Annotated in this window: 15 protein-coding genes; 12 read left to right on the forward strand and 3 right to left on the reverse strand. The window is 70.8% G+C overall.

The genetic code is table 11. The features are described from left to right. Positions 1 to 69: 69 nt before the first annotated feature. Positions 70 to 561, forward strand: coding sequence for a peroxiredoxin (locus OG584_RS01300; RefSeq protein WP_405774087.1), 492 nt, complete (start codon positions 70 to 72; stop codon positions 559 to 561). Positions 562 to 580: 19 nt separating this feature from the next. Here the strand turns inward: OG584_RS01300 and OG584_RS01305 are convergent, their stop codons facing one another. Further along, positions 581 to 1,123 carry a DUF4383 domain-containing protein gene (locus tag OG584_RS01305; protein ID WP_405774089.1) on the reverse strand — a complete coding sequence of 181 codons (543 nt, stop codon included), beginning with the start codon at positions 1,121 to 1,123 and terminating at the stop codon, positions 581 to 583. Positions 1,124 to 1,350: 227 nt separating this feature from the next. Between OG584_RS01305 and OG584_RS01310 the strand changes: the two genes are divergently transcribed. Both OG584_RS01310 and OG584_RS01315 read left to right on the forward strand, forming a co-directional pair. Next, on the forward strand, positions 1,351 to 1,950 hold the full coding sequence (locus tag OG584_RS01310) for a class I SAM-dependent methyltransferase (RefSeq protein ID WP_405774091.1): 600 nt from the start codon (positions 1,351 to 1,353) through the stop codon (positions 1,948 to 1,950). Positions 1,951 to 2,088: 138 nt separating this feature from the next. Beyond that, positions 2,089 to 2,934: a hypothetical protein gene (locus OG584_RS01315; RefSeq protein ID WP_405774093.1), complete on the forward strand. Its 846-nt coding sequence runs from the start codon at positions 2,089 to 2,091 to the stop codon at positions 2,932 to 2,934. 101 nt (positions 2,935 to 3,035) lie between these two features. On the opposite strand, the gene OG584_RS01320 is transcribed toward OG584_RS01315, so the two are convergent. Next, a complete protein-coding gene (locus OG584_RS01320) occupies positions 3,036 to 3,218 on the reverse strand; it encodes a hypothetical protein (protein WP_405774095.1) in 183 nt (60 codons plus the stop codon). A 67-nt stretch (positions 3,219 to 3,285) separates the two neighbouring features. Continuing rightward, complete coding sequence (locus OG584_RS01325) at positions 3,286 to 4,347, reverse strand: fatty acid desaturase family protein (protein WP_405774096.1); 1,062 nt, start codon at positions 4,345 to 4,347, stop codon at positions 3,286 to 3,288. A gap of 195 nt (positions 4,348 to 4,542) precedes the next feature. Between OG584_RS01325 and OG584_RS01330 the strand changes: the two genes are divergently transcribed. The 9 genes from OG584_RS01330 (at position 4,543) to OG584_RS01370 (ending at position 18,682) form a co-directional block, all read left to right on the forward strand. Continuing rightward, complete coding sequence (locus tag OG584_RS01330; RefSeq protein ID WP_405774098.1) at positions 4,543 to 7,500, forward strand: DEAD/DEAH box helicase; 2,958 nt, start codon at positions 4,543 to 4,545, stop codon at positions 7,498 to 7,500. Beyond that, positions 7,497 to 8,774, forward strand: coding sequence for an SWF or SNF family helicase (locus OG584_RS01335; protein WP_405774100.1), 1,278 nt, complete (start codon positions 7,497 to 7,499; stop codon positions 8,772 to 8,774). The genes OG584_RS01330 and OG584_RS01335 overlap by 4 nt, the downstream gene beginning before the upstream one ends. Before the next feature lie 623 nt (positions 8,775 to 9,397). After that, complete coding sequence (gene xylB, locus OG584_RS01340) at positions 9,398 to 10,843, forward strand: xylulokinase (protein ID WP_405774102.1); 1,446 nt, start codon at positions 9,398 to 9,400, stop codon at positions 10,841 to 10,843. Positions 10,844 to 10,974: 131 nt separating this feature from the next. After that, positions 10,975 to 12,513 (forward strand): APC family permease, encoded by a 1,539-nt coding sequence (locus OG584_RS01345; RefSeq protein ID WP_405774104.1) that lies wholly within the window; start codon positions 10,975 to 10,977, stop codon positions 12,511 to 12,513. Beyond that, positions 12,510 to 13,526, forward strand: a complete 1,017-nt coding sequence (locus OG584_RS01350) for an acetamidase/formamidase family protein (protein ID WP_405774106.1) — start codon at positions 12,510 to 12,512, stop codon at positions 13,524 to 13,526. Before OG584_RS01345 ends, OG584_RS01350 begins: the two co-directional genes overlap by 4 nt. A gap of 52 nt (positions 13,527 to 13,578) precedes the next feature. Next, a complete protein-coding gene (locus tag OG584_RS01355) occupies positions 13,579 to 14,181 on the forward strand; it encodes an N-acetylmuramoyl-L-alanine amidase (RefSeq protein WP_405774108.1) in 603 nt (200 codons plus the stop codon). Positions 14,182 to 14,262: 81 nt separating this feature from the next. Next, complete coding sequence (locus tag OG584_RS01360; RefSeq protein WP_405774110.1) at positions 14,263 to 15,516, forward strand: GAF domain-containing protein; 1,254 nt, start codon at positions 14,263 to 14,265, stop codon at positions 15,514 to 15,516. Positions 15,517 to 15,641: 125 nt separating this feature from the next. Beyond that, positions 15,642 to 17,111, forward strand: coding sequence for an aldehyde dehydrogenase family protein (locus OG584_RS01365; RefSeq protein ID WP_405774112.1), 1,470 nt, complete (start codon positions 15,642 to 15,644; stop codon positions 17,109 to 17,111). Beyond that, positions 17,108 to 18,682 (forward strand): APC family permease, encoded by a 1,575-nt coding sequence (locus tag OG584_RS01370; RefSeq protein WP_405774113.1) that lies wholly within the window; start codon positions 17,108 to 17,110, stop codon positions 18,680 to 18,682. Before OG584_RS01365 ends, OG584_RS01370 begins: the two co-directional genes overlap by 4 nt. Positions 18,683 to 18,708 lie beyond the last annotated feature (26 nt).

Raw genomic sequence — 18,708 nt, forward strand, 5'->3', positions numbered from 1 at the left:
CCCCACTCGCACCCGGTCGGACCGGATCGGCATACTCGACGGTATCCCCGTACTTCCCTGGAGTGACTGATGGCATCAACACCCTCGCCCGGCCGAGCCGTTGCGGACTTCTCCCTGCCCGGCGGAGTCCTCAGGAACGATGTCTTCGAGCGGCAGGACTTCGTACTGAGTGAGCAGCGTGGGCATCCACTCGTCCTCGCGTTCTATCCGGGCGACGACACCAGTGTCTGCACCAAGCAGCTCTGTTCGTACTCCAGCGGTCTCGAGACCTTCACCGACTGCGGGGCCGAAGTCTGGGCGGTCAGTCCGCAGAGCGTGGACAGTCACGAGGAGTTCGCCAGGAAGTACGGCCTCCGGATGCCGCTGCTCGCGGACACCGACCGGTCCGTGGCGCGGGCGTTCGGCATCGCAGCACCGGGCATCGGCCTGCGCCGCGCCGTGTTCCTCATCGCACCTGACGGGACGCTCCACTGGAAGCATGTCGCCCTGCTGGGAGCGACGTTCCAGTCCAGGGAGACGCTGGCCCAGCAGCTGGCCGGGATCAGCGCCACCGGCGGCTGACCGATGCGTCCCCGGTGCGTCAGCGCGCGGCAGCGTGCCGGCGCGGTCCCTCGTGCTTCTCGTGCTTCTCGTGCCTGGCCCGCCAGTACGGGTTGTCGTGCGGAAGGCTGCCCGACACACGGCCGTACATCCCGAATGTCATCAGCAGGAGACCGACCACAAAGCTGAACAGGACGTTCTGCATGTGGAAGGCCAGGAAATTGGCGCTCGTGCCGATCAGAGCGAGATTGACGAAACCACTGATGATGAAGAGCACGCCGATGACCATATTGAGCATCGACGAGATGTTTCCGCCGATGACCGCGCCCACGAGCAGGATCAGGCCGATCACGATCGACAGGACACTGAGCGCACCGTTGGTGTTCAGGCCGGCCACCATGTCTCCACCGGTGTTGAAGAAGCCGATCTTGTCGACCAGGCCGAGTATCCCGAAGGCAAGCAGAACGAGACCCATCAGGCCGGCACCGAAGCGGTAGACGCGGCTCAGTCTGTGGTCGACCGGCAGATGTTCGTCGAGGACGAAGCGGTTTCGGGGGGCGCGCGCGGCATGGCTCGTAGCCATCTCTGGTCCTCCTCCGTTCCGGAGACACCCCCACCCTGTCGGCCGTCCAGGATCCTCACGACGGTCCGATATGCCCCATTTTCTGCTCTTCATGGTATTCGATCCTGCGGGTCATGGGGCCGAGACGGCCGTCCACCGGCATCAGCGGCTCCGGGCGGATGCCCCGAAACGGGGCAGCCGCGTCCCGCCCGGGGCATCCGGCTGCCGGGCTGGGGGATCATCTGCTCATGAGGGATGACCACACGCACATCCAGGAGTTCTTCGGCGCCCGCGCCCGCGACTGGGACGCCCGGTTCCCGGATGACGGACCCGCCTACGCCGCCGCCGTCGCCCGGCTGGGGCTGCGCCCCGGAGACGCCGTCCTCGACGCGGGGTGCGGCACCGGGCGGGCGCTGCCGGCGCTGCGCGGGGCGGTCGGGGACGCGGGGGTGGTCATCGGAGCAGACCTGACGTCCGCGATGCTGGCAGCGGCGGTACGGGCCGGGCGGCACCGGGACGGCCGGCTTCTGCTCGCGGATGTCACGCGGCTGCCCGTCCTGTCACAGTCACTGGACGCCGTGTTCGCCGCGGGGCTGATCGCCCATCTTCCCCGGCCCGAGGACGGCGTGCGGGAACTGGCCCGAGTCGTCAAGCCGGGCGGGCTGCTGGCATTGTTCCATCCGATCGGCCGGGCGGCGCTCGCCGCCCGGCAGGGACGCCGGCTCACGGATGACGACCTGCGCGGTGAGGGGCGGCTGCGCCCCCTGCTCGCCGCCGCGGGCTGGCAGCTGTCCTCATACGCCGACGAGCCCAGCCGTTTTCTCGCGCTGGCCGTGCGACAGCCTTGACGGCCCGGCCGGGAGCCTCCCCGGCCGGCGCGGGAGCACCGGGACCGGCAACCGGAGCCAGTTCCTCCGCTCAACCACTCGACGCTGGGGTTACCGACTGGTTAGGGTGCGCCGACGACTGATCAACAGGAGGCTCCAGTGACGGGGACGGACGATGCCGGCGACGATGCGCTGTTTGTCCTGACTGCGGTGCTACTGACCCCAGCACAGTTCCCGAGTGTTCTGGGCGACGACTTCCCTTCGGCGTGCCACTCGCTCGGGCTCGACCCGCGCCCCGACGGATACGGAATGGTCCTGGGGCAGGACGGGGGCGGTGCGAGGTGGACCGTGGTGATCGACGACGTGTCACTGGTGGCGGTGGCCATCGCGTCCTGGGACTGCGGTATGGAGTACGACCTGTCGCCCGACGACCGGTCGATCGTCGCCTCGCTGCCGGGATGGCCGCTCGACGTCGCTGTTGCAGCGCCGGGAGTACCCGCGCCGCACGACCCCCAGGGCCTGCCCGACGGCGGCCCCGCACCGCTCTCCCCACCCGGGTCCGACACCTGGGGCCCGGCACAGCGGCGCCTGGGGGCCGACGAGATCGCGTTGCAGTGGGCGCAGTGGCGCGAGCAGATCGGAGACGACGAAACGTTCGTACCCGTTGACTCGCAGGAACCCCGGGACAGCGGTGGTCCCGGGGACAGCGGTGGTCCCGGGGACACCGCAGCGAGGGCGCCCGGCCCGGCCCGCCGTGTCATCGACGAGCTGAAGGCCTATCTGGACGCACCGCCGCCGGTCGGCCGCATACGGTCGGCCTTCGCTCCGGGCGGCGCCCGTACGCTGCGCGCCGACGGCCCAGGCTGGTCGCTGGTCGCCAGGACCGACGACATCGCGTTCGTACTCCTCGACGACCACCCCGGCGACGTCGTACCGGTGGGGCGGGGGCCGGCGCTGCCCGCGCTGCTCGACGCACTGGAGAAGCTGGCCGTGCGTCCCGCCTGAGCGGGGCCGCACCCGGCCGCTGCACGGTCGGGCCACAGTGCGGCACCGCACCACCGCTCCTGTGACCGTGCGGCGCCGCACGGTCACAGGAGCGGCCTGGATCAGCGCCCTATCTCCTTGCGGGAGATCCTGCGCAGCCTCCTGCGCTGGCTGGGGTCGAGCAGCAGGTACGCCACGACGGGCACTCCGATCAGGACGAGCAGCGCCGGAAGAAACCCGATCAGCGGGATCAGGATGATGCCGGCGACCACGCCGCCGACGGCGATCATTGCGGGCTTGGACATCGACGCCTCCTCAGCGGCTGATGCCGCTCTCTGTCAGTGAAACGCACGAGCGTGCTCTGCGGTTCCGCTACGCCGTGCGCAGTGGCGCCCCGACCTCGTGCATGTGGGTCAGAGCCTGCCGGTAGGAGTCGACCAGGGACGTCTGGGCGTACGGCATTCCCAGCGAGCCGCAGTGCGCGCTCACCAGTGACTGGGCCAGCCGGAGGTGGGGCCGGGGCATGCTCGGGAAGAGATGGTGCTCGATCTGGTAGTTCAGTCCACCGAGGAGCCAGTCGGTGAGCACACCGCCACGCACGTTGCGCGAGGTCAGCACCTGGCGCTGCAGATGCCCCCAGCGCTCGCCGTCGGGGTCGGGCATCTCCATGCCCTTGTGGTTCGGGGCGAAGGTCATGCCGAGGTGCAGCCCGAACAGCGCGTGGTGCACCAGGGCGAAGACGACCGCCTTGCCGGGGGACATGACGGTCAGCAGGAGAGCGGCGTACCCGGCGAGGTGCACCAGGAGCAGCAGGCCTTCGACGGCGCGCTCACGGCCCTGCTGCCGGCAGCCGTCCTCCTCCGCACGGGAGAGCACCGTCTGGAATCCGTAGATCTTCAGGGCAATGCCCTCGAGGAGCAGCAGCGGGAAGAAGAGCCGCGCCTGATTGCGGGTGAGCCAGCGGGAGAGGCCTTCTCGTTCGGCCGCCTGCTTCTGCGTCCACACCATGACCCCGACGCCCACGTCCGGGTCCTTGTCGACGTGGTTGGGGTTCGCGTGATGGCGATTGTGCTTGTCGTTCCACCAGCCGTAACTCATACCGAGCAGCAGGTTGCTGTGGAAGAAACCGACGGCCCGGCTCACCCTGCGGTCGCCGGATATCTGCGCGTGTCCCGCGTCGTGCCCGAAGAAGGCGGTGCGTGACCAGAGGACGGCCAGCGGGAGGGCCAGCAGGAGGGTCCACCAGGAATCACCGACCAGGACCATGCCGGCGATCGTCGCAGCGAGGGTCAGCAGGTTGACGCCCATGCTGAGGATGTACCAGCCGGTGCGCCGTTCCAGGAGCCCCTGCGCCTTCACCGCCCTCAGGAGCGGGGCAAAGTCACTGCCCGTCTTCTGCTCGGGTTCCGCGAGCATCGAGGGGGTCTGTGGCATGTCGGTCTCCGGTCTGTTGGCCCATGCGCTGACCTCATGAAACGTACGGTTCCGGGGTTGCGGGGGCCATGGCGCCACCACCCGGCCGCCACAGGGGGACAGCCCCCCCCCCCCCGACGGCAAGGTGGTGCTACCTGTACCGTGCGCCGGAGCATGCCGCGCCGCGCGGTTACGGCGTTCACCGGCGGGCCTGCGATGAGGTACCCTCGGCGATCCCGACCCACAGTAGTCAAATTTGAGGAATGCGCTATCGCTGTGCAAGGACTCCCCACGGCAACGCTCTCCGAGATCGCCCAACTCTCCCGCTGCTCCGCGGTCTTCCTGCCTGCGGACCCGGCACGTACCGGGCGGGTCGCCTTCTGGCACCCCGGTGGCAGCGAGCCGCCCACGAGCCCCGGCTCCATGGAGGAGCTGCTCGTCGTCGGCGGCGACGCACGTCCGTACCGCGTACGGACGATGATGCTGACCGTACAGGAAGCCCTGCCTGTTCTCACCCGTGCCCGTACCGGGGCGCACACGTCAGCGGCGGTCGCTTTCTGGGGATCGGCCGCACTGCTCGCCCTCCAACTCGCCGCGCGCGGAAGGCTGCTGCCAGGGCTCAGCGCCGGCGGCTACGAGGCCTGGCGGGCCGGTCCACTCGACGGCGGTGACCTCACGCGGGTACGGGAACTCGCCGCCGCGATGCCGCCCACCGCCCACGCGGCGCCCCTGGACCCTGCCGCGGACCCCGTATGCCTGCCCGCGCCCGAGGAGTTGGTGCGTGATTTCCTCGACGCCGTCGCGGACGCCCTGCCCCGGACGCCCGCCGCCTCCTTCGCGGCGGGGAGTTCCGCTTTCGCCGCGGCCGAGCCGCGGAAACTCCCCGAACAGCGGGCCTGGGCAGCCGATGTGGCAGCAGGCCAGGACACGGGCGTGCGCATCTCCCTGCGTGTGGAGGTGACAGGACTGTCCACCGCGGCCACGGAAGCCGGCGACGGGCCCGCGTTCAGAGCCGTCCTCCAGATGCACGGCGCAAGCGATCCCGCCCTCACAGCCGACGCGTCGGACGTGTGGTCGGGCACGGCGGCCGGCTTCGGCCCGCGTGCCCGGATGGACGCCCTGCTCGCCCTGCGCCGGGCCGCCCGCGCCTGGGCGCCGCTCACACCACTCCTGACGGCCGCCGTGCCCGACTCGGTCGAGCTCGCCGACGAGGAAATCACCGAACTGCTCGGCGACGCGGCGCAGGCCCTCGCCGCCGGTGGAGTTCGGGTGCACTGGCCGAAGGAGTTCTCCCGCACGCTGACGGCGCGCGCTGTCATCGGCACCGACGATGGCCCTCAACCCCTCCCTGGCGGCGGCAGTCGCTCAGCACATGCGGAGGAGCGCCTCCCGAACGATCTGCCGTCCGTGCTGCAGGCCGATACCCTCCTCGCCTTCAACTGGCGTTTCACACTGGGTGGTCAGCAGCTGAGCCATGCCGAACTCGACCGGCTCGCCGAGGCGAGCAGACCCGCCGTACGGCTGCGCGACCGGTGGGTGCTCATCGACCCCGACGAGATGCGACGCGCCCGTGAAACCCGGGACACCCGGGGCCGCGCTGTCGCACCGATCGACGCACTGGGCGCGGTGCTCACCGGTACGACCGAAGTTGACGGCCGGCAGGTGGAAGTCACCGCGACAGGCCCGTTGGCGCACTTGCGGGACGAGCTCGGGCGCCCGGAGGACTCCGGACAGAAGGCGATCGGACAGCCCGCCGCGCTCGAAGCATCCCTGCGCGACTACCAGTTGCGCGGACTGAACTGGCTGCACCGGATGACCGCGCTCGGTCTCGGCGGCTGCCTCGCGGACGACATGGGACTCGGCAAGACCATCACACTGATCGCACTCCATCTCCACCGCCAGAGCGACAAGGAATCCGCAGGGCCCACCCTGGTCGTCTGTCCGGCCTCCCTGATGGGCAACTGGCAGCGGGAGATCGAAAAGTTCGCGCCCGGCACTCCCGTCCGCCGCTTCCACGGTGCCTCGCGGAGCCTGGAGCGCCTGGCCGACGGGGAGTTCGTACTCACCACCTACGGCACCATGCGGCTGGACGCCGGGCGGCTCGCCGGGACCTCCTGGGGGCTGGTCGTCGCCGACGAGGCCCAGCACGTGAAGAATCCGTACTCCGCCACGGCCCGGCAGCTGCGGACCATCGGCACACGCGCCCGTGTGGCGCTCACCGGTACCCCGGTGGAGAACAACCTCTCCGAGCTGTGGGCGATCCTCGACTGGACCACACCCGGCCTGCTGGGCAAGCTGGGCGGATTTCGCACACGCTACGCTCAGGCCGTCGAGGGCGGAAAGGATCCGGCGGCTGCCGAACGGCTGTCCCGCCTGGTCGCACCGTTCCTGCTGCGCCGTCGCAAATCCGATCCGGGTATCGCACCCGAACTGCCGCCGAAGACGGAGACCGACCGCACGGTGTCACTCACCCGGGAACAGACCGGCCTGTACGAGGCCGTGGTGCGGGAGACACTCGCGGAGATCTCCACCGCCGACGGCTTCTCCCGGCGCGGCCTCGTGGTGAAGCTGCTGACGGCGCTGAAGCAGATCTGCAACCACCCCGCGCAGTACCTCAGGGAGGAGGAGCCCCTCGTCGAGGGGCGCTCGGGGAAGGTGGAGCTGCTCGACGAACTGCTCGACACCATTCTCGCCGAAGGCGCGGGCGTACTCGTCTTCACCCAGTACGTGAGAATGGCACGGCTCATCGAACGGCATCTGGCAGCCCGCGGGGTACCCACTCTGCTGTTGCACGGGGGGACCCCGGTCGCCCGGCGACAGGAAATGGTGGACCGCTTCCAGGGCGGTGAAGTGCCCGTGTTTCTCCTGTCGTTGAAGGCGGCGGGTACCGGCCTCAACCTCACACGTGCGGGACACGTGGTGCACTTCGACCGCTGGTGGAACCCGGCGGTCGAGGCCCAGGCCACCGACCGGGCCTACCGCATCGGACAGACCCAGCCGGTCCAGGTGCACCGGCTGATCGCCGAAGGGACCATCGAGGACCGGATCGCGGACATGCTCGACCGCAAGCGCGAACTGGCCGACGCGGTACTCGGCGCCGGAGAGGCCGCGCTGACCGGGATGACCGACGCCGAACTGGCGGACCTGGTGGAACTGCGAGGGAGTGGACGATGAGCGGTATAGACGCACCGGAGCGCACCTTCGCCGCCCTGGCACCGGCACCGGGCCGCGGCTTCGCCGGGACCTGGTGGGGCCGGGCCTGGCTGAAAGCCCTGGAGGAGACGGCTCTCGACGGCCGCCAGCTGAAGAAGGGCCGCAGATACGCCCGCGACGGCGCCGTCGGCGCGGTGTCGGTACGGCCGGGCCGGATCACCGCGATCGTGCAGGATCCGGACTCGGCGCGGTACCGCAGCGATGTGCTGCTGCAGCAGCTGAACGATCCGGAGTGGGACAGATTCCTCGACATGGCGGTCGAGAGCGCGGGGCACATCGCGGCGCTGCTGGACCGCGAGATGCCACCGCACCTGGTGGAGGACGCGGCCGCGGCCGGGGTCTTCCTGCTGCCGGGGGCAGGTGATCTGGAGCCGGAGTGCTCCTGCGAGTCGTGGGACCACTGCCCGCACACCGCCGCGCTCTGCTACCAAGTGGCGCGCCTCCTCGACGAGGACCCGTTCGTGCTGCTGCTGATGCGCGGCCGGGCCGAGCCGGAACTGCTGGACGAACTGCAGCGGCGCAGCACGGGCCACGCGGCGGCGCCGGGCAGCGCCGGGGCGTGTGAGGAGGGGCGCGAGCCGGGGGGTGTGCGGGCCGACGAGGCGTTCGCCGCTGGGAACGCGCTGCCGCAGCTGCCCGCGCCACCGCCGGTGCCTGATACGCCGGGGCTCCCGCCCTCCCTCGAAACGGAGGCCGGTCCCGCACCGGGCCTCGATCCCGGCGCACTGGAGTTCCTGGCAGCGGACGCGGCCCGCAGGGCGGCGGCCCTGCTGACCGAAGCGCTTGCACCGGGCCATGAACAGAGCCCGGTGCAAGAGACGTTGACGCCGCAGCAGGACGCGGTCCGGCTGGCCGCAGCGGCCACCGACCCACGGATCTCGGTCCGCCTCGCCGTGGGATCGGGGCGTGAGCGCGCCGAGCTCGCGCTCGCCGTCCGGGCCTGGGAGTGCGGCGGCCCTGCGGCGCTGTCCGCACTGGAGGAGCGGTGGTCACCCGGCGCGCAGATGCTGGCACGGGCACGCGCACAGCTCGACCAGGCCTGGGAGCAAGGGACAGGGCCGCGATTCAGCATGGCGGGCAACCACTGGACCGTGGTGGGCTCCGATGCCCAGCTGCGCTACGGACGGGACGGCCGCTGGTGGCCCTACCGCAAGGAGAGGGGCCGCTGGACGCCTGCCGGACCTGCCGACCCCGATCCCGCCGCGGCGCTGGCCACGGTGACGGACGCGGAGTGACAGGCCACGAGGCCTGATCGGCACGTGGTACGGCGGGGCGCCGCACCACGGAGGGGGGCGGGCCCGCGGACACCGGCGCGCACGGGCATGATCGTTGCGCGCCGGGAACACGGTTCCGGGCACCCGCCCGACCGGGCGATTGAACAACCCTCCTGACCTGCGGCAACGTAGTTCAGGCCGGTTCAGGGGGAGGCGGACGGCGGCTGTACTCCACTCCCCTGTCCCGGCCACTGTTCCGCAGTTCGGTCCGCAGCGCCTGAACGGGAGAGAGACATGATCCGCAACGGAGCGAAACGCGCACTGGCCTTCGGCGGGGTGAGCGCCGCCCTGCTCGGCGCCACCGTACTGGGTGCGGCTCAAGCTCAACAGCGGCGGCATCGGGTACGTCAACGCGGTCTACCTCAAGGGCAACGTACCGAACCACTGCTGACAGGCACTGCCTCTCACCGCCCCTGAGACGACGACGGCGCCTCCCGTTCCGAAGGGAGGCGCCGTCGGGCGCGCGTCGCCCCGCTCTTCATTGCGCCGCTCCGGGCCTGTTTCGTCAGGCTGCTTGACAAATTAGTATCCAGGGCGCCGCCGGGATGCCGCCCGGCGGCGCCCCCTCAGAGCGGAGAAGCCCGATGACTGCACCCGAAGGCCCCCTGGTCGTGGGGGTGGACTCCTCAACGCAGTCGACCAAGGCGCTGGTCGTGGACTGCGCGACCGGGGACGTCGTCGCGCGGGGCCAGTCACCGCACACCGTCACCGGCACCGGCGGCGCGCGCGAGAGCGACCCCGAGCAGTGGTGGCAGGCGCTCTCCGAAGCACTCCAGCAGTGCGGGGCCGCCGCGGGACGGGCCAAGGCCATCGCGGTCGGGGGGCAGCAGCACGGCCTGGTGACACTGGATACGGCCGGCCGGCCGGTGCGGCCGGCGATGCTGTGGAACGACGTCCGCTCCGCGCCGCAGAGCGAGCGCCTCATCGGTCAACTGGGCGCCGACACCTGGGCCGAGCGCACCGGGAGTCTCCCCGGGCCTGCCATGACCGTCACCAAATGGGCCTGGCTGCTGGAGAACGAACCGGACGCCGCCCGTGCCACGGCGGCGGTCCGGCTGCCGCACGACTACCTCACGGAGCGGCTCACCGGACGGGGTACGACCGACCGGGGGGATGCTTCGGGCACCGGCTGGTGGGCGACCCGGACGCAGGCGTACGACGAGGAGATCCTGCGGCTGGCCGGCCTGTCCCCCGCCCTGCTGCCGGAGGTCGTGGACCCTTCGAAGGCAGCGGGCAGTGTCCGCCGGGTGCCCGGTCTGCCGCTCGCCCCGGGTATCGCGGTGGCACCGGGCACCGGCGACAACGCCGCCGCCGCGCTCGGCCTCGGGCTGCGCCCCGGCCGCCCGGTGCTCAGCCTCGGTACGTCGGGCACGGTGTACGCGGTGTCGCAGCGACGGCCGGTCGACCCCTCCGGCACGGTCTCCGGTTTCGCCGACGCACGGGGTGACTGGCTGCCGCTCGCCTGCACACTCAACTGCACGCTGGCCGTCGACCGGATCGCCGCGCTGCTCCACCTCGACCGGGACGCGGTCGAGCCGGGCGGGGACAGTGTGATGCTGCCCTTCCTCGGTGGCGAACGTACCCCCCATCTGCCGCACGCGGCAGGCCTGTTGTACGGCCTGCGTCATGACACTACGGGCGGGCAACTGCTCCAGGCCGCCTATGACGGCGCGGTCTACGCCCTGCTCGACGCCCTGGACCGGGTCCTGGACGAGGACGCCGCGCCCGACGAGCCTCTGCTGCTGATCGGCGGCGGGGCGCAGGGAACCGCATGGCGGGAGACCGTGCGACGGCTCTCGGGACGGCCCGTCAAGGTACCCCTCGCGAAGGAACTGGTCGCGATCGGCGCTGCCGCGCAGGCGGCCGGGCTGCTCCTCGGCGAGGACCCCATCGCGGTCGCACGTCGCTGGGACACCGCCCGGGGTCCCCGGTATGCGCCGCTGCCCCCGGACGAGCCGGCCCTGCAGCGGATCAGCACCACGCTCTCGGACGCGGGCTCGCTGTTGCGGCGCGAGGAGCACCGCGGGTGAGGCCCCGGGCCGCCGCGCGGAGCAACTGCCGTTCCCCACAGGCGTTACGGCCCCTTCCACCCCTGCCGCATCTGCCCGTACGGTATGGCCCGCGGGACTCGTGCCGGTCGACGGACACAGGGAGTCGGAGAATGCCGGGGGAATCGGATCCAGGACTGCGCCGCGACGCCGTAGGGCTGCGCGAGGTGCTCTTCCAGAGCATCACAGCCATGGCACCTGCGGCGGCGGTCGCGGCGTCCATTCCGTCCGGTGCCGCGTTCGCGGGCGGAAGCCTGCCGCTGTCCGTACTGGTGGCACTGGTGGCCTGCCTGTTCACCGCCTCGTGCGTGGCCGAACTGGCACGGCAGCTTCCCGCGGCTGGTTCGGTGGCGACGTACTCCGCACAGGGGCTCCACCCGGCGGTCGGGTTCCTGGTCGGCTGGGGTTATGTCTTCGTCGAGGCGCTGGTGCCCGCCCTGCTGCTCCTCCAGCTCGGCTTCACCACGGCGGGCACCCTGCACCAGGAGTGGGCTTCGTACCCGGCGGACCTGTGGTGGCCGTGGTCCCTGGCGGGAGCGGTGGTCATCGCGGTGGCCGGGTTCTACGGCGTCCGGGCCTCGGCCCGCTTCGGCACGGTGCTCGGCGTCTTCGAGGTGCTCGTCCTCCTGGTCTTCGCTGTGCTCCTGATCTGGAAGGCGGGGGACGCCAACACCCTCACGGTCTTCGGCACTTCCCACACCGCGCATGGATACACCGGGGCCGGCGGTGTCTTCGCGGGGTCCGTCTACACGGTGCTGGCCTTCTCCGGCTTCGAGGCGGCCGCACCCCTCGCCGAGGAGACACGCGACCCGGGGCGCACCATGCGGCGGGCGGTGCTCGGTGCGGCCCTGGCGATCGGCGTGTTCTACGTCCTGACCACCTACGCGATGTCCGTGTACTTCGGTCCGGACCGGTTCGCCGGGTTCGGAGTGTCGGGGGCGGCCTCCTGGGAGGGCGTGGCGCGCGCGTCGTTCGGACTCTTCTGGGTGCTCCTCTTCCTCGCCGTCGTCAACTCGACGATCGCCAACGCCAACGCGTGCTCGAACGTGTCGACACGGACCGCCTTCGCCCTCGGAAGGATCGGGGTGTTCCCCCGCCCGTTCGCCCGTGTCCATCCGCGCCACCGGTCCCCCGTCGTGGGCGTGGCCGCGCAGTTCGCCGTCGCGGTCGCCGCTGCGCTGGGGCTCGGTCTCGCCTACGGTCCGGTGACAGCATTCGCCCTGCTGGCCACGGTCATTGTGACGGTGGTCATCGGTGTGTACATCGTCGTGAACCTGGCCTGTGCCGGATACTTCCTGCGGCGCAGGCGCGATCTGTTCCGCCCGGTGCCCCATCTGCTCTTCCCCGTGCTGGGCACGGCCGCCTTCGTCCCCGCGCTCCTGACGGCCGCCGGCATACCCGCCTTCGACTTCGTCTCCCCGCTGAAGGCGCCCGTCTCGTACGCCGGGCCCGCCGTCGGCGGCTGGATGCTGACCGGTGCCGTGGTGCTGGCCGTGCTGGTGCGCAGATATCCCGGGCGGCTGGCGGAGACGGGCCGGGTCCACCTGGACGGACCACCGGAGCCTGCTGCCGGATCCCAGGACTCCGAACGGGTCAACTCCGTGAACACGACGGGCGACACGACCGATGAGACAGGAGAGGTACGGCGATGACTGATCCCCGCATCCTGACAGTGCGTCCCCGCGAGGGCGAGTACGCCTGGACGTTCGGCGGGGCGGCCCCGGTGGCGCGCGTCGCTCCGGGCACCGTCCTCGATCTGTTCACCGAGGACTGCTTCGCGGGGCGGGTGCGTTCCGCGAAGGACCTGGTGTCCGAGGTGTGCGAGTTCCCCTTTCTCAATCCGCAGACCGGCCCCTTCCATATCGAGGGCGCCGAGCCCGGCGACACGGTGGCCGTGCACTTCGTGTCGGTCGAGCCCGCCCGCGACTGGGCCGCGTCGACGACCGTGCCGCTCTTCGGCGCACTCACGTCCACCCACGCGACGGCCACGCTGCAGCCCCCGCTGCCCGAGGTCGTGTGGATGTGGGAGCTGGACCGGGAGCGGCGCACCTGTCTCTTCCGGGCGCGGGACAGCGATATCGAGATCCCACTGCCGATGGACCCGATGCACGGCACGGTGGGGGTCGCGCCGGCCAACCTCGAGGTGCGCTCGGCACTGGTGCCCGACGCGCACGGCGGGAACATGGACACCCCCGAGATGCGCGCCGGTGTCACCTGTTACCTCGGGGTGAATGTCGAGGGCGCGCTGCTCAGCCTCGGTGACGGGCACGCCCGGCAGGGCGAGGGCGAGACCTGCGGGGTGGCCGTGGAGTGCGCGATGAACACGGTCGTCGTGGTCGAGTTGCTGAAGGGCGTGACGACCCCGTGGCCGCGGCTGGAGTCGGACACCCATCTGATGTCGACCGGCTCGGCACGCCCACTGGAGGACGCCTTCCGGATATCGCAGCTGGATATGGTGCAGTGGCTGGTACGTGACTACGGGCTGTCCGAACTGGACGCGTACCAGCTGCTCTCGCAGGCGGGCGAGGCCCCGCTCGGCAATGTCTGCGACACCAACTACACCTGTGTCGCGAAGATCCGCAAGGAGTGGCTGCCGGCCGGCGAACCGCACCGCGGGCTGCACCGCCATCTCAGGGAGACCGCAGCGGTCCTTCCCCGGCCCTGAACCCACCGCGACCGCACAGCCGCAGACAGATCCCCCACGCGAGGAGAGCACCATGGCACACACCGGATCAGGCCCCAGCCGCAGACGGCTGCTGCAGAGCGCCGCGCTCGTCGCCACCGCGGGCGTCCTGCTGCCCGCGACCCGGGCGGACGCCGAGAGCGCGGCGGACACCGACTACCCGAGCGCGCACTGGACACCCGCTTCGACCGCCAACTACACGGTGTCCAAACGCCCCTCGGCATACACGGTAGACCGTGTGGTCGTCCACGTCACCCAGGAGACCTTCGACAACACGCTGAACATCTTCACGGATCCGGCGAAGGCCGTCACCGCCCACTACGTGGTGCGCTCGGCGGACGGGTACATCGCCCAGTGTGTACGGGAGCACGACATCGCCTGGCACGCCGGGAACTGGGACTACAACACCCGCAGTATCGGCATCGAACACGAGGGCTGGGTGGACAAGCCCGAGTACTTCACGGACGCCCTGTACGGGAAGTCCGCCGCGCTCACCGCGTCCGTCTGCGACCGGTACTCCATCCCGAAGGACCGCACCCACATCATCGGACACGTGGAGGTCCCGGGCACCGATCACACGGACCCCGGCCCCCACTGGGACTGGGTGCGCTACATCCGCCTGGTCAACCAGGCCTGACGGGACGCTTGCCCGGCACCGCCGCCGGGGTGACGATGGGCTGTGTCCCGCGTCCCGTGCACCGGGGCCGGGGAGGCCGAGTTGACCGACACATGGGTGGCTCTCGAGGCGGGCGCCGATCCGGCGCGGCGCCGCAGGGCGCTGCGGGGAGCGTACGAGTCGTTCGCCGCAGCTGGACGGGTCGAGCGCCCTGTGCGGGCCGTGGTGGCGGATTCCTGGCGGCGCTCGGCCCGCGCCCGGGTCAGCCGGGACGGGACGGCGCACGTCGAGCTGTCCGACGACGCTCTCGCCGCATACCGGGACAGCCATCCGCTGGCCCGGGTGATGCCGCTGTTCCGTGAGCTGATGGGCGCCTACGCGATGGACGGCCGGCACCTGCTGGCGGTGTGCGACGCGCACGGCCGGCTGCTCTGGGTGGAGGGGCACGCGACACCCCGCGGGCAGGCGGCCCGGATGAACTTCGTGCCCGGGGCACGCTGGGCGGAGGCGGCGACCGGGACCAACGCACCCGGCACCGCCCTCGCCCTCGACCACCCGGTCCAGGTCTTCGCGGCCGAACACTTCCAGCGCCCCGTCCACCCGTGGACCTGCGCGGCGGCCCCGGTCCACGATCCGGGTACCGGGCAGCTGCTGGGCGCCGTGGACGTCACCGGCGGCGACCGGCTGGCCCATCCGCACAGTCTGGCCTTCGTCGGTGCCGTCGCGCGAGCAGCCGAGTCCCAGCTCGCACTGCTGGCGCCGCCGCCCGCCGCGGGGGCCGTACAGCTGTCGGCGCTGGGGCGGGACACGGCCCTGCTCGTTGCGGACGGCCGCAAGTGGAGGCTCAGCCGGCGGCACAGTGAGATCCTCACGCTCCTCGCCCAGCGTCCGGACGGTATCAGCGGGGACGAACTGCTCGTCGAGCTGTACGAGGACGAGGCTGTCACCCCGGTCACCCTGCGCGCGGAGCTGTACCGGCTGCGCGGGCTGCTCGGTCCCGGGCTGCTGCGGTCGCGTCCGTACCGGCTGGCGGATCCCGTCGACACGGACTCCGCGGGAGTCGCACGCCTGCTCGCCTCCGGTGCGGTGGCCTCGGCGATGAACGCGTACGCCGGTCCGCTGCTGCCCCGGTCGCAGGCACCCGCGGTGGTCCGGCTTCGCCGCCGGCTCGCGGACCAGCTGCGGGCAGCGCTGATCGAACGCGGTGATCCGGGCCTGCTCGCGGACTGGGCTTACAGTCCCTGGGGCGAGGACGACCTTCCCGTCTGGCGTGCGCTCGTCACCGCGCTGCCCGCCCGGCAGCGGTCGTCCGCGCTGGCACGGGTGCACGAACTGGACTCCTGGCAGCGTTCCTGACCTGCCCACTCCCCCGGCTGCCTCGCCCGTACTGCGCGGACACCCCAGGCTCCTTACTCTCGGTTGATACAGCGACCGCATGGAGTGTCCGCTCGTGACCGGACGCCCGAGCCCGAGGAGTCCGTATGCCTGAGCTGTTCATCGGCGGGTCCTGGATGGCCGCCGCAGACGGGGGGCTCCGCGAGATCCGCTGCCCGGCCGACGGCACTCTGGTGGCGACCGTCGACGAAGGGGGAGGGCAGGACGCTTCGGCGGCGATCGCCGCGGCGCGCGATGCCTTCGACCACGGGCCCTGGCCCTCCACCCCGGCCGCCGAGCGGGGCGCGCTGCTTCTGCGGGTCGCGGCCCTGATCGAACGTGACCAGGACGCGCTCGCCCGCGCCGAGTCCCTGGACACCGGGAAGCGGCTCGTGGAGAGCGAGTACGACATGGCGGACATCGCCAACTGCTTCCGCTACTTCGGCAACCTGGTGGCGTCCGGGGGCTCCGACCGCATCGTCGACACCGGGGATCCCGGTATCGACAGCCGGGTCGTGCACGAACCGGTCGGCGTGTGCGCGCTGATCACCCCCTGGAACTATCCGCTGCTGCAGACCGCGTGGAAGGTCGCGCCCGCGCTCGGCGCGGGCAACACCTTCGTACTCAAACCGAGCGAGCTGACCCCGCACACGGCGGTCCTCCTGATGCGGCTGCTGGCCGAGGCCGGGCTGCCCGGCGGGGTCGCCAACCTCGTCCTGGGCACCGGGCCGGAGGTCGGCGCACCCCTCAGCGAGGACCCGAGGGTCGACATGGTGTCGTTCACCGGCGGGCTCGTCACCGGACGCCGCATCATGGCCGCCGCCGCCCCCACAGTGAAGAAGATCGCCCTGGAACTCGGCGGCAAGAACCCCAACATCGTCTTCGCCGACGCGGAGTACGAGAGCGCGGTCGACTACGCCCTGACCGCTATTTTCCTCCACTCGGGCCAGGTCTGCTCCGCCGGAGCACGGCTGCTCGTCCAGGACGAACTGCACGACAGGTTCGTGGAGGACGTGGTCGCCGGAGCGCGGGCGATCCCGCTGGGCGGCCCATTCGACGAGAGAGCGCGGACCGGCCCGCTGATCTCGGCGGCGCACCGCGAGAAAGTGGAGGCGTACGTGGAGGCGGGCATCGCCGAGGGCGCGGTCCTGCGGTGCGGGGGTGCGCGACCGGACGACCCGGCACTGGACCAGGGCTTCTACTACCTGCCGACGGTGCTGGACGAGTGCACCGCGGGGATGAGCGTGGTGCGCGACGAGTCGTTCGGCCCCGTCCTGACAGTCGAGCGGTTCCACGACGAGGACGAGGCGGTCGCCCTCGCCAACGACACGGTCTACGGGCTGTCGGGCGGGGTCTGGTCGCAGGATGTCGGCCGGGCGCACCGGGTGGCGTCCAGGATGCGGGCCGGCACCGTATGGATCAACGACTTCCAGCCGTATGTGCCGCAGGCCGAATGGGGCGGGATGAAGCAGTCCGGGTTCGGGCGTGAGCTGGGACCCGCCGGTCTCGCGGAGTACCAGGAGGCCAAGCACGTGTGGCGCAACCTGTCGCCGAGTCCGCTGAGGTGGTTCGAATGAGTGGCAACAGCACCGGAGGCGCGCCCGAGCCCGGCGGCCCGGCCAGGACACAGAGCCAGGACGACGACGACTCGCTGTCGGCGTTCGGCTACAAACCCGAACTCAAGCGCACTCTCGGCAACTTCCACACCTTCGCCGCCGGGATCAGCTACATCTCGATCCTGACCGGTACCTTCCAGCTGTTCTACTTCGGTATCAGCTTCGGCGGACCGGCCTACTGGTGGTCCTGGCCGATGGTCTTCATCGGCCAGCTGATGGTGGCCCTCTGCTTCTGCGAACTGGCCGCCCGGTACCCCGTCGCCGGCTCGGTCTACAACTGGGCGAAGAAGCTCGGCGGCCCGCACGTCGGGTGGCTCGGCGGCTGGATGATGCTGACGGCCACGATGGTGTCGCTGGCCGCCGTGGCCCTCGCCTACCAGATCACGCTGCCGCAGATCTCCTCGGTGTTCCAGTTCATCGGGGACGGCAGCGGCAAGACCGACGCGGCGAAGAACGCCGTTCTGCTGGGCAGCGTACTGATCCTCTTCACCACCCTGATCAACGCATTCGGCGTCAAGCTGATGGCCCGGATCAACTCCGCGGGTGTGATGGTCGAGCTGATCGCGGCCGTCGTCCTGGTCATCCTGCTCGCCGCGCACATCACCCGTGGCCCTTCCGCGATCACCCAGACGTACGGCATCGGCCACGGGCAGACCCTGGGCTACTTCCGCGCGTTCCTCACCGCTTCGCTCGCCTCCGCGTATGTGATGTACGGCTTCGACACGGCGTCCTCGCTGGGTGAGGAGAGCATGGACCCGAGCCGAAACGCCCCCAGGGCGATTCTGCGGGCCCTGTTCTTCTCGTTCCTGCTCGGCGGCCTGATCCTGCTGTTCGCGCTGCTGGCCGTGCCGGACCTGACCTCGAAGAAACTGGCAGCGGACGGACTGCAGTACGTGGTCCTCTCCACGCTCGGCTCGACCATCGGCCAGATCGTGCTGTGGTGCGTGGTCATCGCCATCACCGTCTGCGAACTGGCGGTGCAGGCCGCGGGCATCCGTCTGGCCTTCGCCATGGCGCGGGACAACTGCCTGCCGGCTTCCTCGCTCCTCGCCCGGGTCAGCCCACGCTTCAAGACTCCGGTCCTTCCGGCGATCATCATCGGGATCGTCGGCATCGTGATCCTGGTGATCAACATCAACCAGCCGCAGATCTTCTCCGTGATCACGAGCATCGCGATCATCATGATCTATGTGGCGTATCTGCTGGTCACCACGCCGATGCTGATCCGGCGTCTGCGCGGCACCTGGGAGCCGGCGGAAGGGCGCTTCTCACTCGGCCGGTTCGGGCTTCCCATCAACATCCTCGCGGTGCTGTGGGGCTTCGCCATGTCGCTCAACCTCGCGTGGCCGCGCAATCAGGTCTACAACGCGACGGGGCCGCACCACTGGTACCTCCAGTGGGGTGCCTTCGTCTTCATCGGCATCGTCGGCGGTGGCGGATTCGCCTACTACTGGTTCGTCCAGCGCAAGAAGACCGGCGTACTGGACGCGCACCGTGCCGTCATGGAAAGCCCTCAGCCGCCCACGGTATGACCCCGGACCCTCCCCGGCCCCTTTCA

Source organism: Streptomyces sp. NBC_00859, assembly GCF_045161865.1.
Lineage (GTDB): Bacteria > Actinomycetota > Actinomycetes > Streptomycetales > Streptomycetaceae > Streptomyces.

Bases quoted from the DNA above. Each gene is read 5' to 3' on its own strand.
- OG584_RS01300 (WP_405774087.1), top strand. From the start codon at position 70: ATGGCATCAACACCCTCGCCCGGCCGAGCCGTTGCGGACTTCTCCCTG.
- OG584_RS01305 (WP_405774089.1), bottom strand. From the start codon at position 1,123: ATGGCTACGAGCCATGCCGCGCGCGCCCCCCGAAACCGCTTCGTCCTC.
- OG584_RS01310 (WP_405774091.1), top strand. From the start codon at position 1,351: ATGAGGGATGACCACACGCACATCCAGGAGTTCTTCGGCGCCCGCGCC.
- OG584_RS01320 (WP_405774095.1), bottom strand. From the start codon at position 3,218: ATGTCCAAGCCCGCAATGATCGCCGTCGGCGGCGTGGTCGCCGGCATC.
- OG584_RS01325 (WP_405774096.1), bottom strand. From the start codon at position 4,347: ATGCCACAGACCCCCTCGATGCTCGCGGAACCCGAGCAGAAGACGGGC.
- OG584_RS01330 (WP_405774098.1), top strand. From the start codon at position 4,543: ATGAGGTACCCTCGGCGATCCCGACCCACAGTAGTCAAATTTGAGGAA.
- OG584_RS01335 (WP_405774100.1), top strand. From the start codon at position 7,497: ATGAGCGGTATAGACGCACCGGAGCGCACCTTCGCCGCCCTGGCACCG.
- xylB (WP_405774102.1), top strand. From the start codon at position 9,398: ATGACTGCACCCGAAGGCCCCCTGGTCGTGGGGGTGGACTCCTCAACG.
- OG584_RS01345 (WP_405774104.1), top strand. From the start codon at position 10,975: ATGCCGGGGGAATCGGATCCAGGACTGCGCCGCGACGCCGTAGGGCTG.
- OG584_RS01350 (WP_405774106.1), top strand. From the start codon at position 12,510: ATGACTGATCCCCGCATCCTGACAGTGCGTCCCCGCGAGGGCGAGTAC.
- OG584_RS01355 (WP_405774108.1), top strand. From the start codon at position 13,579: ATGGCACACACCGGATCAGGCCCCAGCCGCAGACGGCTGCTGCAGAGC.
- OG584_RS01365 (WP_405774112.1), top strand. From the start codon at position 15,642: ATGCCTGAGCTGTTCATCGGCGGGTCCTGGATGGCCGCCGCAGACGGG.
- OG584_RS01370 (WP_405774113.1), top strand. From the start codon at position 17,108: ATGAGTGGCAACAGCACCGGAGGCGCGCCCGAGCCCGGCGGCCCGGCC.